The sequence below is a fragment of the Deferrisoma sp. genome, assembly GCF_054681715.1.
Map to the genome: position 1 here is coordinate 1 of NZ_BAAHFQ010000075.1, position 15,602 is coordinate 15,602.

Consider the following 15,602-nt stretch of genomic DNA (forward strand, 5'->3'; position numbering starts at 1 on the left):
CCGGGCCGCCTTCTCCAGGTCGGCCTCGATGACCGCGCGGTCCTTGATCCGGAACCGCCCCTTGGTCTTGTAGCTCACACAGAAGGTACACCGGTTGTGGGCGCACCCCACGGTGGCCTGCAGGATGATGGAACGGGCCTCACTCGGGGGCCGGTAGATCGGGCCCACGTAGTCCAGGGTTTCGGGTGTCCAGAGAGGGGGCATGGGGAGTTCGGTCTTCGGTCTTCGGTCTACAGTCCTCGGTCCACGGTCTACGGTCTACGGTCTACGGTCTGCGGTCTACGGTCTGCGGTCTGCCGTCTGGGCCGCCCAGCCGCCTAGCCGCCTAGCCGCCTAGCCGCCTAGCTAGCATAAGCCCTCCGGCGTCCGAGGGAAAGGACTGCGCCCGTTGGCTTGACTCGGCCTGCGGTTTCGGCAAAGAAAGAGTGGCCCGGTCGTTTTCCGGCACCCCATCCCCCTCGAGACCCGGAGCGGTTCCATGACCCTCGGCCCCGACGAGCTTCGCCGCGTGCCCCTGTTCGCCGGCCTGGAACCCGAGCAACTTGAGCGGGTGCGGGCCATCGCCCGCCTCGTGGAGGCGAAACGGCGCGACGTGATTTTCCGGGAGGGGGATCCCGTGGAGGGGATCTTCGTGCTCCTTTCGGGCCGGGTGAAGCTCTACCGGCTCGGGCCCGACGGCCGGGAGCACATCCTCCACGTGGTGCGGCCGGGCCAGACCTTTGCCGAGGCGGCCGTGTTCATGCCAGGGGGCTACCCGGCCTTTGCCGAGGCCCTGGAGAAAACCCGGGCGATCGTGCTCCCCAAGGCGGCGTTTCTGGAGCTCCTGCGGGAGGAGCCGGCGATCAGCCTCGCCATGATCGCAGCCCTGAGCCGGTACCTCCGGCAGTTCGTGGACCGCATCGACGACCTGTCCCTGAAGGACGTGCCCGCCCGGCTGGCCCGCTGGTTCCTGGCCACCGCCCGGGAGAAGGGGCGGGAGTTCTGGGACCTGGACATCACCAAAGCGGAGCTCGCAAGCCAGCTCGGCACCGCGGGGGAGACCCTGTCGCGCACGCTTCGGAAATTCCGGGAGGCGGGCTGGATCGAGGTGCGGGGCCGGTTTGTCAAGATCCTAGACCGCGAGGCCCTGGAGCGGGTGGCCGAGGGCGGAGAAAACGGGGTTCGTTGACCCGGGTCAAGGCCGGGCCCCGGCGGTAGGGGCATACTGGCCGCGAGCCGAGAGAACGGAGGATCCCCGCAAGGAGTGACCCATGAGCAAATGCCCCGGACAAGACACCCAGATGTGGGGCCACGACGCCATCTTCGACGTCGAGTGCCCCAAGTGCCACACCCCCATCGAGTTCTTCAAGGACGAGGTCCGCCGGCGCTGCAAGAGCTGCGGGGAGGTGGTGTTCAACGACCGCATGGACCTCGGCTGCGCCAAGTGGTGCCCCTCGGCCGCCTCGTGCGTCGGACCCGACGCGGTCAAGGCCATCGAGCTCTCCGAGGCCCGCAAATCCCGGCGAGAGGACCTCAGGCTGCTGCTCGACCAGGTGCCCGACGACGAGCCCGCGGTCCGGGACCTGTTCAAGACCCTCTTTTCCGAGTACCCCGGCGAGGACCGGCTCTTCGACACGAACCGCCTGTACACGGTGCAAGAGCGGGACCCGGAGCTTTTCCAACGGGCCACGGCGGCGTTCCAGCGGTTTCTCCAGGCCAAGAAGGCCGTGGCCGAGCGAGAGGCCGAGGCGCGGGCCCGAACCGAGGAGATGCTCAGGCACGACCAGCGAAAAAAGAAGGCCTACCCGGGTGACGCCGACGCCCCGGGGACTTGACACGCGCCGGAGCGGTGAGCCATCCTGCCGAGCGTGTCCGGGTCCCGGGGGCCCAGAAACCAAACCGAAGGAGGACGGAACGATGGCGTACGTGATCACTGACAAGTGCGAAAACTGCGGCGACTGCGTGGACGAGTGCCCGGTCGAGGCGATCAGCGAGGGTGACGGCAAGTACGTGATCGACCCCGACGTGTGCGTGGACTGCGGCACCTGCGCCGAGGTCTGCCCCGTGGACGCCCCGGTGCCGGAGGACGAGGCCTAAGGCCCGCCGCCACCGAACGCAACCCGAAAGGCCGGGGTCCCGCGGGATCCCGGCCTTTTCGTTGGGGAACGCAAACCGGCCCGCCTCCCCGAGGGAGAAGGGGGTTCGGCCTCCCCGCTTCCCGGCCTTCCAGCCTTCCAGCCGCGTATGACATCGACCGTGCCGACCGTTCGCCGCTTTTTCCGGGTGCAGGGCATCGTGCAAGGGGTGGGGTTCCGGCCCTTCGTGGCCCGCACAGCCCGGCAACTCGGCCTTGCGGGCCACGTGGAGAACACGACCCGGGGCGTCGAGATCGAGGTCCAGGGCCCGCCGGAACGGATCGAGGCCTTCCGCGAAACCCTGCTACACCACCCCCCGCCCATGGCCCGGATCCTCTCGTGCCACGAGGAGCCCCGGCCCTCGACTCCGGAGGAGGGGTTCCGGATCCGGGCGAGCCGGGAGGACCCGGTGGCCGCGGCCGTCATCCCCCCCGACATCGCCACCTGTCCGGCCTGTTTGCGGGAGCTCCGGGATCCCGGAGACCGCCGGTTCGGCTACCCCTTCCTGAACTGCACCGACTGCGGCCCCCGGTACACGATCATCGCGGGCATCCCCTACGACCGGGCCCGCACGTCCATGGCGGGGTTCCGGATGTGCCCGGCCTGCCGGGCGGAGTACGACGACCCGGAGTCCCGCCGGTTCCACGCCCAGCCCAACGCCTGCCCCGCCTGCGGGCCCCGGCTCGAACTCCGGGACGCCGAGGGGCGGGCGGTGCCCGGGGACCCCCTGGCCGGCGCCGTCGAGGTGCTGGCCCGGGGTGGGATCCTGGCGCTCCTGGGGCTCGGGGGGTTCCACCTGGCCTGCGACCCCTTCGACGAGGGGGCCGTGGCCGAGCTGCGGCGAAGAAAGCATCGGCCGGCCAAGCCCTTCGCCCTCATGGCGGCCGACCTCGGGGAGGTGCGCCGCCTCGTCCAGACCGACCCGGCGGCCGAGGCGCTCCTCGCCGGGCCCGAGGCCCCGATCCTGCTCCTTCCGGCCCGAGGCGACGCGGGCGTTGCCCCCTCGGTGGCCCCGGGCCAGGACCGGCTCGGGGTGTTCCTGCCCTACACCCCGCTCCACCACCTCCTCTTCGCCCGGGGCGGCTTCCGGGCGCTGGTGATGACCAGCGGGAACCGGAGCGACGAGCCGATCCTGGCCACCTGGGACGAGGCCCGGGCCCGGCTCTCGGGCGTGGCCGACGCGTTCCTGGTCCACGACCGGCCGATCCTCCACCGGGTGGACGACAGCGTGGTGAAGGCGACGCCCCGCGGCCCCGTGATCCTCCGCCGGGCCCGGGGCCACGCCCCGGCCCCGGTGCCGCTGCCGAACCCCGACGGCCGGGTGGTCCTGGGGCTCGGGGCCGAACTCGCCAACACCGTGTGCGTGGTCCGGGGCGAGTACGCCTACCCCAGCCCCCACCTGGGGGACCTCAAGAACCCCGAGGTGGAGGCCCACTTCCGCCGGACGGTGGAACACCTTCTGGAGCTTCTGCGGGTCGAGCCCGATCTCGTGGTGCGCGACCTCCACCCGGCCTACCGCTCGAGCCGGTATGCCGAGGAGTGGGCCGCCCGGGGCGTGGAGGTGGTGGCCGTGCAGCACCACGAGGCCCACGCCGCCGCGGTGATGGCCGAGCACGGGGCCGCGGACGAGGAGGCGGTGGTGCTGGCCCTGGACGGCCTGGGGCTCGGGCCCGACGGCACGATCTGGGGCGGGGAGGTGCTCGCGGGCCGGCCCGGGTCGTTCCGGCAGGCCGGCCACCTGCGGCCGGTTCCCCAGCCCGGCGGGGACCGGGCGGCGAAGGAGCCCTGGCGGATGGCGGCGAGCCATCTGCGCGCCGCCCTGGGGCCGGCCTGGCAGGGGCTCGAACTGGGGTGCTTCGGCGGGGTCGCCCCCGGGGTCCGGGCCGGCCTCGACCGGATGATGGAGCAGGGGGTGAACGCCCCCCTCACCTCGTCGTGCGGCCGGCTCTTCGACGCGGCCGCCGCGATCCTGGGGTTTCGGGGCCCCATGCGCTACTCGGCCCAGGCGCCCATGGAGCTCGAGGCGCTCGCGGCCCGGGCCGACCGGGAGGAGGCGTTGCCCGAGGGGGTGCTTCGGCAGGAAAGGGGCGCGTGGATCCTAGACCCGGCACCGTTCGTGGTGGCCCTGGCCGAGCGGGCCTTGGCGGGCGCCGACCGGCGGCGGCTGGCCCTGGGGTTCCACCGGGCCCTGGCCCGGCTGTTCGCCCGGGCGGCACAGGCCGTGGGGTCCCCGAGCGGCCGCGCCTACCTGGCCGGGGGGTGCCTCCAGAACGCGATCTTCCTCGACGCCCTGTGCGCCGAGCTCGCGGCGCGCGGCCTGGAACCCCGGTGGCCCCGGCTCCTCCCCCCCAACGACGGCGCCATCAGCTACGGGCAATGCGTGGCGGGAATCAGGGGCGGCTGGGAAGCTGGGAAGCTGGGAGGCTAGGAGGCCTAGGATCTCGAACCCAAAATGATTTCCATCGCTTGCCCCCCGCCCTCCCCCCTCCGTGATCTCCGTGCTCTCCGTGGTGGCAAAAGGCCGCCGTGTTGCCCGGCCTCCCTTACCCCTTCAGGAGGTCCAACGCCTCGGCGGCCCGGGTCACGGCCTCCCGGCCCTCCCGAACGGCCTCCTCCCCCCGCTCGAACTCCATGAGCCCGATGTGGCCCAACCGCGGGGTGATCAGGACCTCGGGCGGGTCGCCGGCCATCCGGCTTCGGGTGATCCGGGCCTGCATGATGTTCACCGACGCCACCACGGTCTCCACCAGGCCGGGCCGGTCGTCCTTCTCCCCGAACACCGAAGCCAGCATCTGGCCGGCCCGGTCGCGCACCGCCTCGGGAAGCCGGGCCGCAGCCTGGCGCACCCAGTCGGCCACCGGGCCCCCGCCCAGAAGGCCCTCCTCCCGCTCGGGCTTGAAGTTCCGGGTCACGAGATCGGTATTGAGGTCCACGGCGATCACCACGTCGGCCCCGAGGGCCCGGCACACGGCCACCGGCACGGGGTTGGTGAGCCCGCCGTCCACGTACCAGTTCTTTCCCACCCGGGCCGGCGTGAAGAGCCCCGGCACGGCCACCGAGGCCCGCACGGCGTCGGCCACCGACCCCTCCCGGAACCACACCTCCCGGCCGGTCCGCAGATCGGTGGCCACGGCGGCGTAGGGGATGGGAAGGGTCTCGATGGGGGTGTCGGGCACGTGCTGGAGGAAGAAGTCCCGGAGGCGCTCGCCCTCGATCAAGCCCCCGCCCAGGAGCTTTACGTCCAGAAACCGGATCACGTCCCAGCGGGTGAGCCGCCGGACCCAGGCCTCGAGGGCCCGGGCCTTGCCCATGGCGTAGGCCGCGCCCACCAGGGCCCCGATGGAGGTGCCGGCCACCACGTCGGGCCGGATGCCCCGGCGCTCGAGCTCCCGGATCACGCCGAGATGGGCCCAGCCCCGGGCCGAGCCGCTGCCCAACGCAAGTCCGATCCGAAGGTTCGACATGGGTCGCCCACGCGGGTCGAGGTGGCGTCAGATGGCGAGGGAACAGCGGATAATAGCCACAGATTCACACAGATCAACACAGATCCAATGTCGCGGCCGAGCGGGGCCCCCCGGGGGCACCCCATCACCAGCGCTTCCGAATAACTTCGGCTAGGCGGCTGGGCTGCTCGGCGGCTAGGCGGCTAAGAACTTTCGGGATTCCGGCGCCATCGCGTCGGCCAACCCGTGGGTGCGGCTTCCGTACCAGGGGCCAGAAGGCAGAGGACAGATGTCAGAGAACCCCCGTCCTCTGTCGTCTGTCCACTGACCCCTGACATGGACGCCGCTCCCACCCTAAAACCTGACTCCGGCGTTACTGTCCTGCTTAGGGGGGGCCCCAAAGGGGCCCTCGGAAGATTCCAAGCGCTTTCCGCTAGGACGCTGGAAGGCTTGGATGCTAAGAAGCTGGGAGGCCAGGACGCTAAGGTCCTTCGTGATTCCATCATCACCGGCTGCCCCCCCTGCGGGTGCGGCTCCCGAGCCGCGCCCCCCTCACCCTGACCCTCTCCCCCGCGGGGGAGAGGGAGTTTCCCGGGCGTGGTGCCGCAGGGCCGCAACGGATCCCCCTCCCCTGGAGGGAGGGGGCAAGCCGCGACGCGGCCTGCCGAGGCGTTCATCTGTGTCCATCTGTGTGGATCTGTGGCCCAAAAACGGTCTTCAGGGCTCCACGCGGATCCGGCCCGGGCCCGGCTCCACCCGGCCCACGATCCAGGCCGTTCGGCCCTGGGCCGCGAGGCGCCCCGCCAGCGTCTCGGCCCCATCGGGCGGGAGCGCCAAAAGGAGCCCCCCCGAGGTCTGGGGGTCCGAGACCAGGAGGGCCCAGTCGTCGGCCGGATCAGCCGTCACGGCGAGCCGGTCCCCGAGCCCCTGGCGGTTCCGGTGGGCGCCCCCGGGCACGAGCCCCATGCCCAGGGCCTCGCCGGCGCCCGGGAGCACCGGGAGCGCCGAGGCCGAGAACACGAGGTCGGCCCCGCTCTCCCGGGCCACCGCCCCGGCGTGGCCCGCCAGGCCGAAGCCCGTCACATCGGTGGCCGCGTGGACCGGCAGGTCCGCCGCCGCCTCGGCGGCCCACCGGTTCAGCTCGGCCATGCTCTCCGCGGCGGCCCGGAGGTGCCCGGCGTCCGCCAGCCCCGCCTTCCCGGCCGTGGTCACGAGCCCGACCCCCAGGGGCTTTGTGAGCACCAGGAGGTCGCCCGGCCGGGCCCCGGCGTTCGTCCACATCCGGTTCGGGTCCACGAGCCCCGTCACCGCGAGCCCGTACACCAGCTCGGGGTTGTCCACCGAGTGCCCACCCACCAGGCTCGCCCCGGCCTCGGCCACGGCCTCGGCCCCGCCGGCCAGGATCTCCCGGACGGTCTCTGCCGGGAGATCGCACGAGGGGTAGAGGAGCACGTTCATGGCGCAAAGAGGCCGGCCCCCCATGGCGTACACGTCCGAAAGGGAGTTGGCCGCCGCGATCCGGCCGAAGGCCCGGGGATCGTCCACCACCGGGGTGATGAAGTCCACGGTCTGAACAAGGGCCAGTCCGTCGGCCACCCGCACGACCCCGGCGTCGTCGCCGGTGTGGAGCCCCACGAGCACCCCGGGCGCCACCGGTACGTCCACCCCCTGGAGGAGCGCGGCCAGGTCCCCTGGCCCGATTTTCGCCCCTCAGCCCGCGGCCCGGGCATACTGGGTGAGGCGCTTCGGCTCGCTCATGTGATCGTGGTGACCCGGTACGGGCCGGTCAGGGTTTCCACCGTGTCGTACATGCTCGTGACCCGCCCCACCCGGAGCGCCTCGCGCTTTCCGAAGAACTCGAGGCAGGTGCCGCAGGAGAACACCTCCACCCCGGCCGCCTCGATCTCCCGGATCACGTCGAGCACCGACGACCCCTCGGTCGTGAGATGAACGCCCCGGTTCAGAAACAGCATGCGGGCGGGCCTCGGGTCCGCCTGGGCCACGGTGCCCAGGAACGACTTCATGAGGATCTTCCCCAGCTCGGGCTCCGGGCCGATCACGTCGGAGAGCACCAGAAACACCGGGGCCGCCGGTTGGGTCGCGCGAGCCTCCTGGGCCTCGACGGAGCACTGGTAACCCTTGACGATCTCCACGTCCCAGATGCCCGGGCCGGCCTCGGTCGCTCGGGCGGTGCACCCCTGGGACCGGGCGAACCGTTCCACGTTGTCGCGGGACGCGGGGTTGTCCACCCGGACCGTGAGCACGCCCTCGCCGAGTTTCTCGAGCGCCGCCTTCGTGCGAAGCACCGGCTCCGGGCACGCAAGCCCGGTGCAGTCCAGCCGCTCTACCATGGCATCACCTCCGTTTCCGATGCGTGCGAGCCGTCTTCGCGATTTGGGCACGGCCTCCCGCATCCGGTCAAATCGGAGGTGCCGATGGAAACGGGGGAATGGATCGGGAACTTCGGTCTCCGTCGACGGTCGGCGGTCTTCGGTCGGCGTCACGGTTCCGCCCGGCCGCGCGTCGAGGCCCGAACCCGGCGTGGATCGAGGCGACGCTTCCGGCGCGCGGGGCCGTTCACGGGCCCAGCAGGGGCTCGGCCCCCTCGGCCACGAGCCGGGCCACCCACCGTTCGAACTCGGCCTCGTCGCCGGGCACGAACCCGATCTTCCGGTGCCGGATCCGGCCCGTGCGGTCGATGAACACGGCGTAGGGAATCGTGGTGACCCCGCCGTAGGCCGTTCGGATCTCGTCGGTCGCGAGGGCCACGGGAAACGGCAAGGGGTGGTTCTCGAGATACTCCCGGACCTCCTCGGCGTCGCGGTCGAGGGCGAGCGCGATGACCTGGAGGCCCTTGGGGCCGTACCGCCGCTGAAGCTCGGCCTCGTGGCGCAGGGCCTGTTTGCAGGGCGGGCAGTAGGTGGCCCAGAAGTCCAGTACCACCACGGCGCCCCGGTAGTCCGAAAGGCGCACGGTGCTGCCGTCCACCGCCACCACCTGGAACTCGGGCGCCTGGCCCGGCCGGGGCCTCTTCTCCCCGGCGCACCCGAGCACGGCCCAAACCGCCAGGGCCGCCACGAACACCGCCCCAACCCCCCGGCGTAGCCCCTTCACGAGTGCCTCCCGAGCGAAATCCCCCGGAACCGTTCCCCGTTCGATGCAGATCGTAACGAAACGTCACAAACTCAGCCGCCTCCCCCGGTCGGCGCGCCGGACCGGGCCCGGCGCAGGAACTCGTAGGCGAGGATCCCGGCGGCCACAGCCACGTTGAGGGACCCCACCTTCCCCCGCATGGGGAGCGCGATTTCCCGGTCGCAGCGCCGAAGCACGTTGGGCCGGATGCCGGCGTGCTCGCCCCCCAGCACCAGCACGGCCGGAAGCGCGAGGTCGGCGGCGTACATGTCCTCGCCCCCGGCCGCCGCGCCGTACACCCAGAACCCCTCGTCGCGGAACCGGTCCAGGGCCCGGGCCAGGTTCACCACCCGCGCCACCGGCACGGCGGCCAACGCCCCGGCCGCGGCCCGGGCCGCCGCGGGCCCGAGCCCTGCGGCCCGGTCCTTGGGGATCAGAACCCCGGCCGCGCCGGCGCCGTCGGCCACCCGGATCACGGCCCCCAGGTTCCGGGGATCCTGGACGCAGTCGAGGGCCAGCACCAGGGGGAGCGGGGCCCGCTTCGCCCCGGCCAGCAGCTCCTCGGGGTCCGCGTACGCCCACCCCCCCACCTCCAGGGCCACCCCTTGGTGCCGCTCGGACCCCACCCGGGCCGTGAGCTCGTGGCGGGACAGCTCCCGCACGGGAAGGGCGAGGGCCTCGGCCGCGGCCAGGAGCTCCCGGGGCACCCGGCTGCCCCGGGCCACCCACAGGGCCCGGGCGGCGTCGGGGGCGTGGGCCAGAAACTCCCCCACCGCCCGCCGGCCGAGCACCCAGTCGGTCACGACCGCTCCCCCAACGCCTCGGCCACCTCGGCCACGATCCGCCGGGCCGCGGCCACCGGGTCGGGGGCCCCCCGGATCGGTCGGCCCACCACCAGGTGATCCGCCCCCGCCCGGATCGCCCCGGCCGGCGTGGCCACCCGGGTTTGGTCCCCCCGATCGGCGCCGGCCGGCCGGATGCCCGGGGTCAGGACCACGGCCTCGGGCCAGGCGGCCCGGATCGCCGACGCCTCCTCGGCGGACGCCACCACCCCGTCGCACCCGGCCCCCCGGGCAAGTTTCGCCAGGCGCCCCACGGCCGAAGCCGGCGGACCCGCGAGCCCCAAGGCCTCGAGGTCGGCCGGCCCGTGGCTTGTTAGCACGGTGACGGCCAGCACCAGGGGCGGGGAGAATCCCTCCTCCCGGGCCCCCTCCCGGGCCGCCGAGGCGGCCCGGGCCATGCCGTCGGGCCCGGCCAGGGCGTGGACGTTTACGATCCGGACCCCGAGCCGGCCGGCGGCCCGGGCCGCGCCGGCCATGGTGGCCGGGATGTCGTGGAACTTGAGGTCCAAAAAGACCGGCCAGCCTCCCTGCACGAGATCCCGCACGAGGCCCGGGCCCTCGGAGACGAAGAGCTCCAGGCCCACCTTGAGCCCCCCCACCTCCCCCCGGAGCCGCTCGGCCCAGCCCAGGGCCTCTTCCCGGCCCGCCACGTCGAGGGCGAACCAGACCCGGTCCCGGGCCGTCACGCCGGGGTCCTCCGGGCCTCCACCCACCGGGTTACCCACTCGGCCGCCTCGGCCAGGGGCACCCGGTGCTCGGCCCCGGTGGCCCGCTCCTTCACCTCGGCCACGCCCTCCTTGAGCCCCCGGGGGCCCAGGGTGATCCGCAGGGGCACCCCGATCAGGTCGGCGTCCTTGAACCGCACCCCGGGCCGCTCGTCCCGGTCGTCCACCAGTACCTCGACGCCTCGGGCCTCCAGATCGCCCACCAGGGTCCGAAGCGCTTCCCGGGTGGCCTCGTCGGCCGGCTGGATCGGGAGCACCAGCACCTCCCACGGCGCGATCGGCACCGGCCAGACGATGCCGTTCTCGTCGTGGTTCTGCTCGATGGCGGCGGCCACGGTGCGGCCCACGCCGATGCCGTAGCACCCCATGACAAACGTCCGCTCCTTGCCGTCGCGGTCGAGGAACGTGGCCTCCATGGCCTGGGAGTACTTGGTGCCCAGCTTGAAGATGTGGCCCACCTCGATGCCCCGGCGCACCGCCACCGGCTCCCCGCACCTGGGGCAGGGGTCGCCCGGCTCGATCTCCCGGAGGTCGGCCCACCCTGCCACGGCGAAGTCCCGGCCGGGCACGGCGTTCCGGTAGTGGTGGTCGGCCCGGTTGGCGCCGACCACGTAGCCCTCCCCCTCCCGGAGGGCGTGGTCCAGATAGACCGGTACCGAAAGGCCCACGGGCCCGGCGAACCCCACCGGCGCCCCCGTGACCTCCCGCACGGTGTCGTCGGACGCCAGATCCACCGTGTTCGCGTCGAGCAGGTTCTTCACCTTGACGGGGTTCGCCTGGTGATCGCCCCTGACCCCCACGGCCACCACCCCCTTGTCGGTCTCGAAGATCAGGGTCTTGATGGCCTGCCGGGGCTCCACCCCCAGAAACCCGCACACCTCCTCGATGGTGCGGCGCTCGGGGGTCTCCACGAGCTCCATGGGCCCCGGCGGCTCGGGGGCTGGCCCGGGCTCCGGCGGCCGGACCTCGGCCTTTTCCACGTTGGCCCCGTACCCGCAGGCCCGGCAGGCGGCCACGGCGTCCTCCCCGGAATCAGCCAGCACCATGAACTCATGGGAGAAGCTCCCGCCGATGGAGCCCGTGTCGGCCTCCACCGCCACGAACTCCAGGCCGCAACGTTCGAAGATGCGGCGGTAGGCCTCGTACATCCTCCGGTAGCTCTCCTCGGCGCCGGCATCGTCGGCGTCGAAGGAGTAGGCGTCCTTCATGATAAACTCCCGGGCCCGCATCACCCCGAACCGCGGCCGGATCTCGTCGCGGAACTTGGTCTGGATCTGGTAGAGGTTCAGCGGCAGCTGCCGGTACGACTGCACCTGGCCCCGCACGAGGTCGGTGACCACCTCCTCGTGGGTGGGCCCGAGGCAGCACTCCCGGCCGTTGCGGTCCTTGAAGCGCAGGAGCTCCGGGCCGTAGAAGGTCCACCGCCCCGACTCCTTCCACAGGTCGGCCGGCTGCACCGCCGGCAGGAGCACCTCCTGGGCGCCGGCGCGGTTCATCTCCTCGCGGATGATCTGCTCCACCTTCCGGAGCACCCGGAGGCCCATGGGCAAATACGAGTAGATGCCGGCCGCGAGTTTGCGGATCATGCCGGCCCGCAGCATGAGCCGGTGGCTCACCACCTCGGCCTCGGCCGGGTCTTCCCGCAGGGTGGGCAGAAACAGGGTCGAATACCGATCCATGGGGGTCGCTCCTGGACAGAAGGTCGTTGGTCGCAGGTCGCAGGTCGCAGGTCGCAGGTCGTTGGTCGTTGGTCGTTGAGGGACGAAAGGGACGCCAGGGACGGAAGGGACACGGCCGCCGCCCAGCCGCCCAGCCGCCTAGCCGCCCAGCCGCCCCGCCTCCTCCTCCACCAGGGCCACGAGGGCGTCCACGATCTCGGCCTCGGGCACCTTGCGCACCACCTCGCCCCGCCGAAACAAAAGGCCCACCCCTTTGCCGCAGGCCACCCCCAGGTCGGCCTCCCGGGCCTCGCCCGGGCCGTTCACCTCGCAGCCCATCACGGCCACGGTGAGCGGCGCGGTCACGTGGCCGAGCCGGCGCTCCACCTCGGTGGCAAGTTCCACCAGGCGCACCCGGGTGCGGCCGCAGGTGGGGCACGAGATCAGGTTCACCCCCCGCTGGCGCAGTTCCAGGGCGGCCAGGATCCACCAGGCGACCCGGACCTCCTCTACGGGGTCGCCCGTGAGGCTCACCCGGAGCGTGTCGCCGAGCCCCTGCCACAGGAGGATCCCCAGGCCGGTGGCGCTCTTCACCGCTCCCCGAAACGGGGTGCCGGCCTCGGTGATCCCCACGTGGAACGGGTAGTCGCAGCGCTCGGCCAGGAGCCGGTAGGCCCCCACGGTCTGGGGCACCCGGGAGCCCTTGAGGCTCACCTTGATCTCCCGGTACCCCAGGTCCTCCAGGATCCGGATGTGGCCCAGGGCGGCCTCCACGAGGGCCTCGGGGCTGGGACCCCCGTGCCGCTCTAGGAGTTCCCGGGGCAGGCTTCCGGCGTTCACCCCGATCCGGATCGGCACGGCCCGCTCCCGGGCCGCCCGCACCACCTCCTCCACCCTCCAGCGGGCGCCGATGTTCCCGGGGTTGAGCCGCAGCCCGTCCACTCCGGCCTCCAGGGCGGCCAGGGCCAGCCGGTGGTCGAAATGGATATCGGCCACCAGGGGCACGGGCGACCGGCGCCGGATCTCGCCCAGGGACCGGGCGGCCTCTAGATCGGGCACGGCGCACCGGACGATCTCGCACCCGGCCCGGTGGAGCGCCTCGATCTGGGCCAGCGTGGCCTGGGCGTCCCGGGTGTCGGTGTTCGTCATGGACTGCACCGACACCGGGGCGCCACCCCCCACCGTCACGGGGCCTAACCGCACCGGCCGCGTGGCGCGGCGGGGAAGCGCAACCGTCTCGCCCACGGCCCTTCCCCTCACCAGTGGCACCGGCCGCACACGTCCCGGTCGGGGATCACGAGCCCCCGCTCCCGGGAGAGCACCGGGTCCTTCATGATCCGCCACGGGAAATAGTGGCTGCCTGGGCCGTGGCAGGCCTCGCACTGCACCCCCCGGAGGTCCTCATCCGAGGTGTCGGCCCGCCGGGGCATGCCGTACCCCGTGGTGTGACACTTCAGGCACGCGGGGTTCTGCCGCTCCTCCTCCGGGAGCACCTCCCAGGCCCGGGCGTGCGCCGAGTCCTCCCACCCATGGTAGACCCGGAGCTTCGGGTTCGGGCTGTCTCGGTTGTGGCAGGGCTTGCACCATTTGGCGCCCAGGTACCGGAACACCGGCCCCGCGTCCACCCGGTCGGCGGCCCGTGTCGGCGCCCCGGCCACCAGGAGAACGAGTGCCGCAAGCCACCCCGCGCGGGCCCTCACCGGAGCTCCTCCTCCGGGGCCTCCCGGACGTAGGTCGTGGTGCCGTGGCACGACGGCCCGCAGGTCCCGCCGGTGCTAAACGCGATGAACCCCATCGGCGTCGGCTCCTTTCCCGGCAGCCGCACCCAGGCCGACACCAGGGCGGCCCGGTCCGAGGCGTGCACGTCGTGGCACGCCGAGCAGGCCACGCCGGGGTCCCCCCTCACGTGCCGGGCGTGGAGGTTCTCGTCGCGCGTGCGAAACCGCGTCTCCCGAAACCCCGGATCGACGTGCAAGGCCCGGGGATGACAGCGGTCGCACAGGCCGTAGGTTCCCTCACCGTAGGGGGCGTACGGGGTCCGGGGATAACTGCCCCGGAGCCCCCGGTTCTCGAACCGGGGGTCGGGATGGGTAAAATGGCAGGTCAAACATTTCCCCTCCCGGGCCGGCTCGTGGAGGGACTCGCCCTTGCGCTTGTCGGCGTGGCACCGGCCGCAGTTGCGGGTGCGCTCGCCCTTGAGGAACCGGGCCGTGTCCGAGGAGTGGACCTCGTGGCACGAAGGGCACAGGGTGTTCCGGGCTACGTGCTCCCGGTCGGGGGGATGGCATTCGTAGCACAGCTCCGGCACCCGCCGCACCAGGAGCTTCTTCTCGTCGCTCGTGTGCACCAGGTGGCAGTCGGTGCACCGCCCCTCCCCCACGGGCTCGTGCACCTCGTCCCGGGCCGCCATGTTCTCGTGGCAGGAATAGCACAGCTCCGGCACCGGGGCCTGGAGGTTAGGCCCCACCGGGTTTCGGTGGACCGTGTGGCACACCGTGCAGTCGTCGTCGGCCACGGGCGCATGGAACCAGGTGCCGGAGAAGAGCTGCCGGTGCCCCGGGGGCGGCGCGGCCCCCGCCCCCAGGGCCCAACCGGTGACGAAGCCCACCAGGAGCCAGGTCTTCACGCTCTTCAAAACAGCCTCCCCTGCTCCCGAAACGGTCGGCCGAGGTGCTCGTAGGCCTTGTCTAGGGCCACCCGTCCCCGGGCGGTGCGGGCCAGATACCCCTGCTGAATGAGATAGGGCTCGTACACGTCCTCGAGCGTGTCCTTCTGTTCGCCCACCGCGGCGGCCAGGCTGTCGATCCCCACGGGTCCCCCCCGGAACTGGTCGATCACGGCGGCCAGGAGCCGGCGGTCCATCCGGTCGAGCCCGGCCCCGTCCACCTCGAGGGCCGCCAGGGCCTGGTCGGCCACCTCCCGGGTCACGGTGCCGGAGTGGTGGATCTCGGCGAAATCCCGCACCCGGCGGAGCAGCCGGTTCGCGATGCGCGGGGTGCCCCGGCTGCGGCGGGCGATCTCCCAGGCCCCGTCCTCGGTGATCGGGATCCCCAGCACCCCGGCCGAGCGGGTGACGATGCGGGCGAGCTCCTCGGGGGTGTAGAACTCCATCCGGCCCACCACCCCGAACCGGTCCCGCAGGGGCGCCGTGAGGAGCCCGGAGCGGGTGGTGGCTCCCACCAGGGTGAACCGGGGCAGGTCGATCTTGATGGACCGGGCGCTCGGGCCCTGGCCGATCAGGATGTCGAGCTGGAAGTCCTCCATCGCCGGGTAGAGGATCTCCTCCACCACCGGGCTCAGGCGATGGATCTCGTCGATGAAGAGGACGTCGCCCTCCTTGAGATTGGTGAGGATCGCCGCCAGGTCCCCCGGCCGCTCCAGGATCGGCCCGGCGGTGCACTCGATCCCCACCCCCATCTCGTGGGCGATGATGTGGGCGAGCGTAGTTTTCCCCAGCCCCGGCGGCCCGGCGAAGAGCACGTGGTCGAGGGGTTCGCCGCGGCGCCGGGCCGCCTCGATGAACACCCGCAGGTTCGCGCGCAGCCGTTCCTGCCCGACGTACTCGTCGAGCCGCGAGGGCCGAAGGCCCGGCCCGGCCGGGAGATCCTCGGCCAGGGCCTCGGGGGTCAGGATGCGGTCCGCGTCGGTCATGGCTGCGCGCTGGTCGGCTGGAAAGCTAGAAAGCTAG

General features: G+C 72.5%; 15 protein-coding genes and 1 pseudogene. 4 read left to right on the forward strand and 12 right to left on the reverse strand.

Going from position 1 to position 15,602, the window contains the following annotated elements; translation table 11 throughout:
* A pseudogene (locus ACY0I8_RS11100) lies at positions 1-204 on the reverse strand (hypothetical protein); the annotation flags it as partial.
* Positions 205-478: 274 nt separating this feature from the next.
* Here ACY0I8_RS11100 and ACY0I8_RS11105 point away from each other — a divergent pair.
* From ACY0I8_RS11105 to hypF, 4 genes are all read left to right on the forward strand, one after another.
* Complete coding sequence (locus ACY0I8_RS11105) at positions 479-1,168, forward strand: Crp/Fnr family transcriptional regulator (RefSeq protein ID WP_461394795.1); 690 nt, start codon at positions 479-481, stop codon at positions 1,166-1,168.
* Positions 1,169-1,250: 82 nt separating this feature from the next.
* Positions 1,251-1,814, forward strand: a complete 564-nt coding sequence (locus tag ACY0I8_RS11110; RefSeq protein ID WP_461394796.1) for a hypothetical protein — start codon at positions 1,251-1,253, stop codon at positions 1,812-1,814.
* A gap of 82 nt (positions 1,815-1,896) precedes the next feature.
* Positions 1,897-2,076, forward strand: a complete 180-nt coding sequence (locus ACY0I8_RS11115; RefSeq protein ID WP_461394797.1) for a DUF362 domain-containing protein — start codon at positions 1,897-1,899, stop codon at positions 2,074-2,076.
* Between the two features lie 159 nt (positions 2,077-2,235).
* Positions 2,236-4,542: a carbamoyltransferase HypF gene (hypF, locus tag ACY0I8_RS11120; RefSeq protein WP_461394798.1), complete on the forward strand. Its 2,307-nt coding sequence runs from the start codon at positions 2,236-2,238 to the stop codon at positions 4,540-4,542.
* A 115-nt stretch (positions 4,543-4,657) separates the two neighbouring features.
* Here the strand turns inward: hypF and rssA are convergent, their stop codons facing one another.
* From rssA to ruvB, 11 genes are all read right to left on the reverse strand, one after another.
* The gene (rssA, locus tag ACY0I8_RS11125) at positions 4,658-5,578 is read right to left on the reverse strand and encodes a patatin-like phospholipase RssA (RefSeq protein WP_461394799.1); all 921 of its coding nucleotides are present in this window, start codon (positions 5,576-5,578) and stop codon (positions 4,658-4,660) included.
* A 696-nt stretch (positions 5,579-6,274) separates the two neighbouring features.
* A complete protein-coding gene (gene selD / locus ACY0I8_RS11130) occupies positions 6,275-7,315 on the reverse strand; it encodes a selenide, water dikinase SelD (protein ID WP_461394800.1) in 1,041 nt (346 codons plus the stop codon).
* The gene (gene yedF, locus ACY0I8_RS11135; RefSeq protein WP_461394801.1) at positions 7,312-7,908 is read right to left on the reverse strand and encodes a sulfurtransferase-like selenium metabolism protein YedF; all 597 of its coding nucleotides are present in this window, start codon (positions 7,906-7,908) and stop codon (positions 7,312-7,314) included. The genes selD and yedF overlap by 4 nt, the downstream gene beginning before the upstream one ends.
* 226 nt (positions 7,909-8,134) lie before the next feature.
* Entirely contained in the window at positions 8,135-8,671 is a 537-nt protein-coding gene (locus ACY0I8_RS11140) for a TlpA family protein disulfide reductase (protein ID WP_461394802.1), read from the reverse strand.
* Positions 8,672-8,742: 71 nt separating this feature from the next.
* Positions 8,743-9,492, reverse strand: coding sequence for a 23S rRNA (guanosine(2251)-2'-O)-methyltransferase RlmB (gene rlmB, locus ACY0I8_RS11145; protein ID WP_461394803.1), 750 nt, complete (start codon positions 9,490-9,492; stop codon positions 8,743-8,745).
* Positions 9,489-10,217 carry an orotidine-5'-phosphate decarboxylase gene (gene pyrF, locus ACY0I8_RS11150; protein WP_461394804.1) on the reverse strand — a complete coding sequence of 243 codons (729 nt, stop codon included), beginning with the start codon at positions 10,215-10,217 and terminating at the stop codon, positions 9,489-9,491. Before pyrF ends, rlmB begins: the two co-directional genes overlap by 4 nt.
* The gene (locus tag ACY0I8_RS11155) at positions 10,214-11,935 is read right to left on the reverse strand and encodes a proline--tRNA ligase (protein ID WP_461394805.1); all 1,722 of its coding nucleotides are present in this window, start codon (positions 11,933-11,935) and stop codon (positions 10,214-10,216) included. Before ACY0I8_RS11155 ends, pyrF begins: the two co-directional genes overlap by 4 nt.
* A 138-nt stretch (positions 11,936-12,073) precedes the next feature.
* Positions 12,074-13,159: a flavodoxin-dependent (E)-4-hydroxy-3-methylbut-2-enyl-diphosphate synthase gene (ispG, locus tag ACY0I8_RS11160; RefSeq protein ID WP_461394806.1), complete on the reverse strand. Its 1,086-nt coding sequence runs from the start codon at positions 13,157-13,159 to the stop codon at positions 12,074-12,076.
* Between the two features lie 11 nt (positions 13,160-13,170).
* Complete coding sequence (locus tag ACY0I8_RS11165; RefSeq protein ID WP_461394807.1) at positions 13,171-13,614, reverse strand: multiheme c-type cytochrome; 444 nt, start codon at positions 13,612-13,614, stop codon at positions 13,171-13,173.
* Positions 13,611-14,540, reverse strand: coding sequence for a cytochrome c3 family protein (locus ACY0I8_RS11170; protein ID WP_461394809.1), 930 nt, complete (start codon positions 14,538-14,540; stop codon positions 13,611-13,613). The genes ACY0I8_RS11165 and ACY0I8_RS11170 overlap by 4 nt, the downstream gene beginning before the upstream one ends.
* A 5-nt stretch (positions 14,541-14,545) precedes the next feature.
* Positions 14,546-15,565 (reverse strand): Holliday junction branch migration DNA helicase RuvB, encoded by a 1,020-nt coding sequence (ruvB, locus tag ACY0I8_RS11175; protein ID WP_461394808.1) that lies wholly within the window; start codon positions 15,563-15,565, stop codon positions 14,546-14,548.
* Positions 15,566-15,602: the final 37 nt, after the last annotated feature.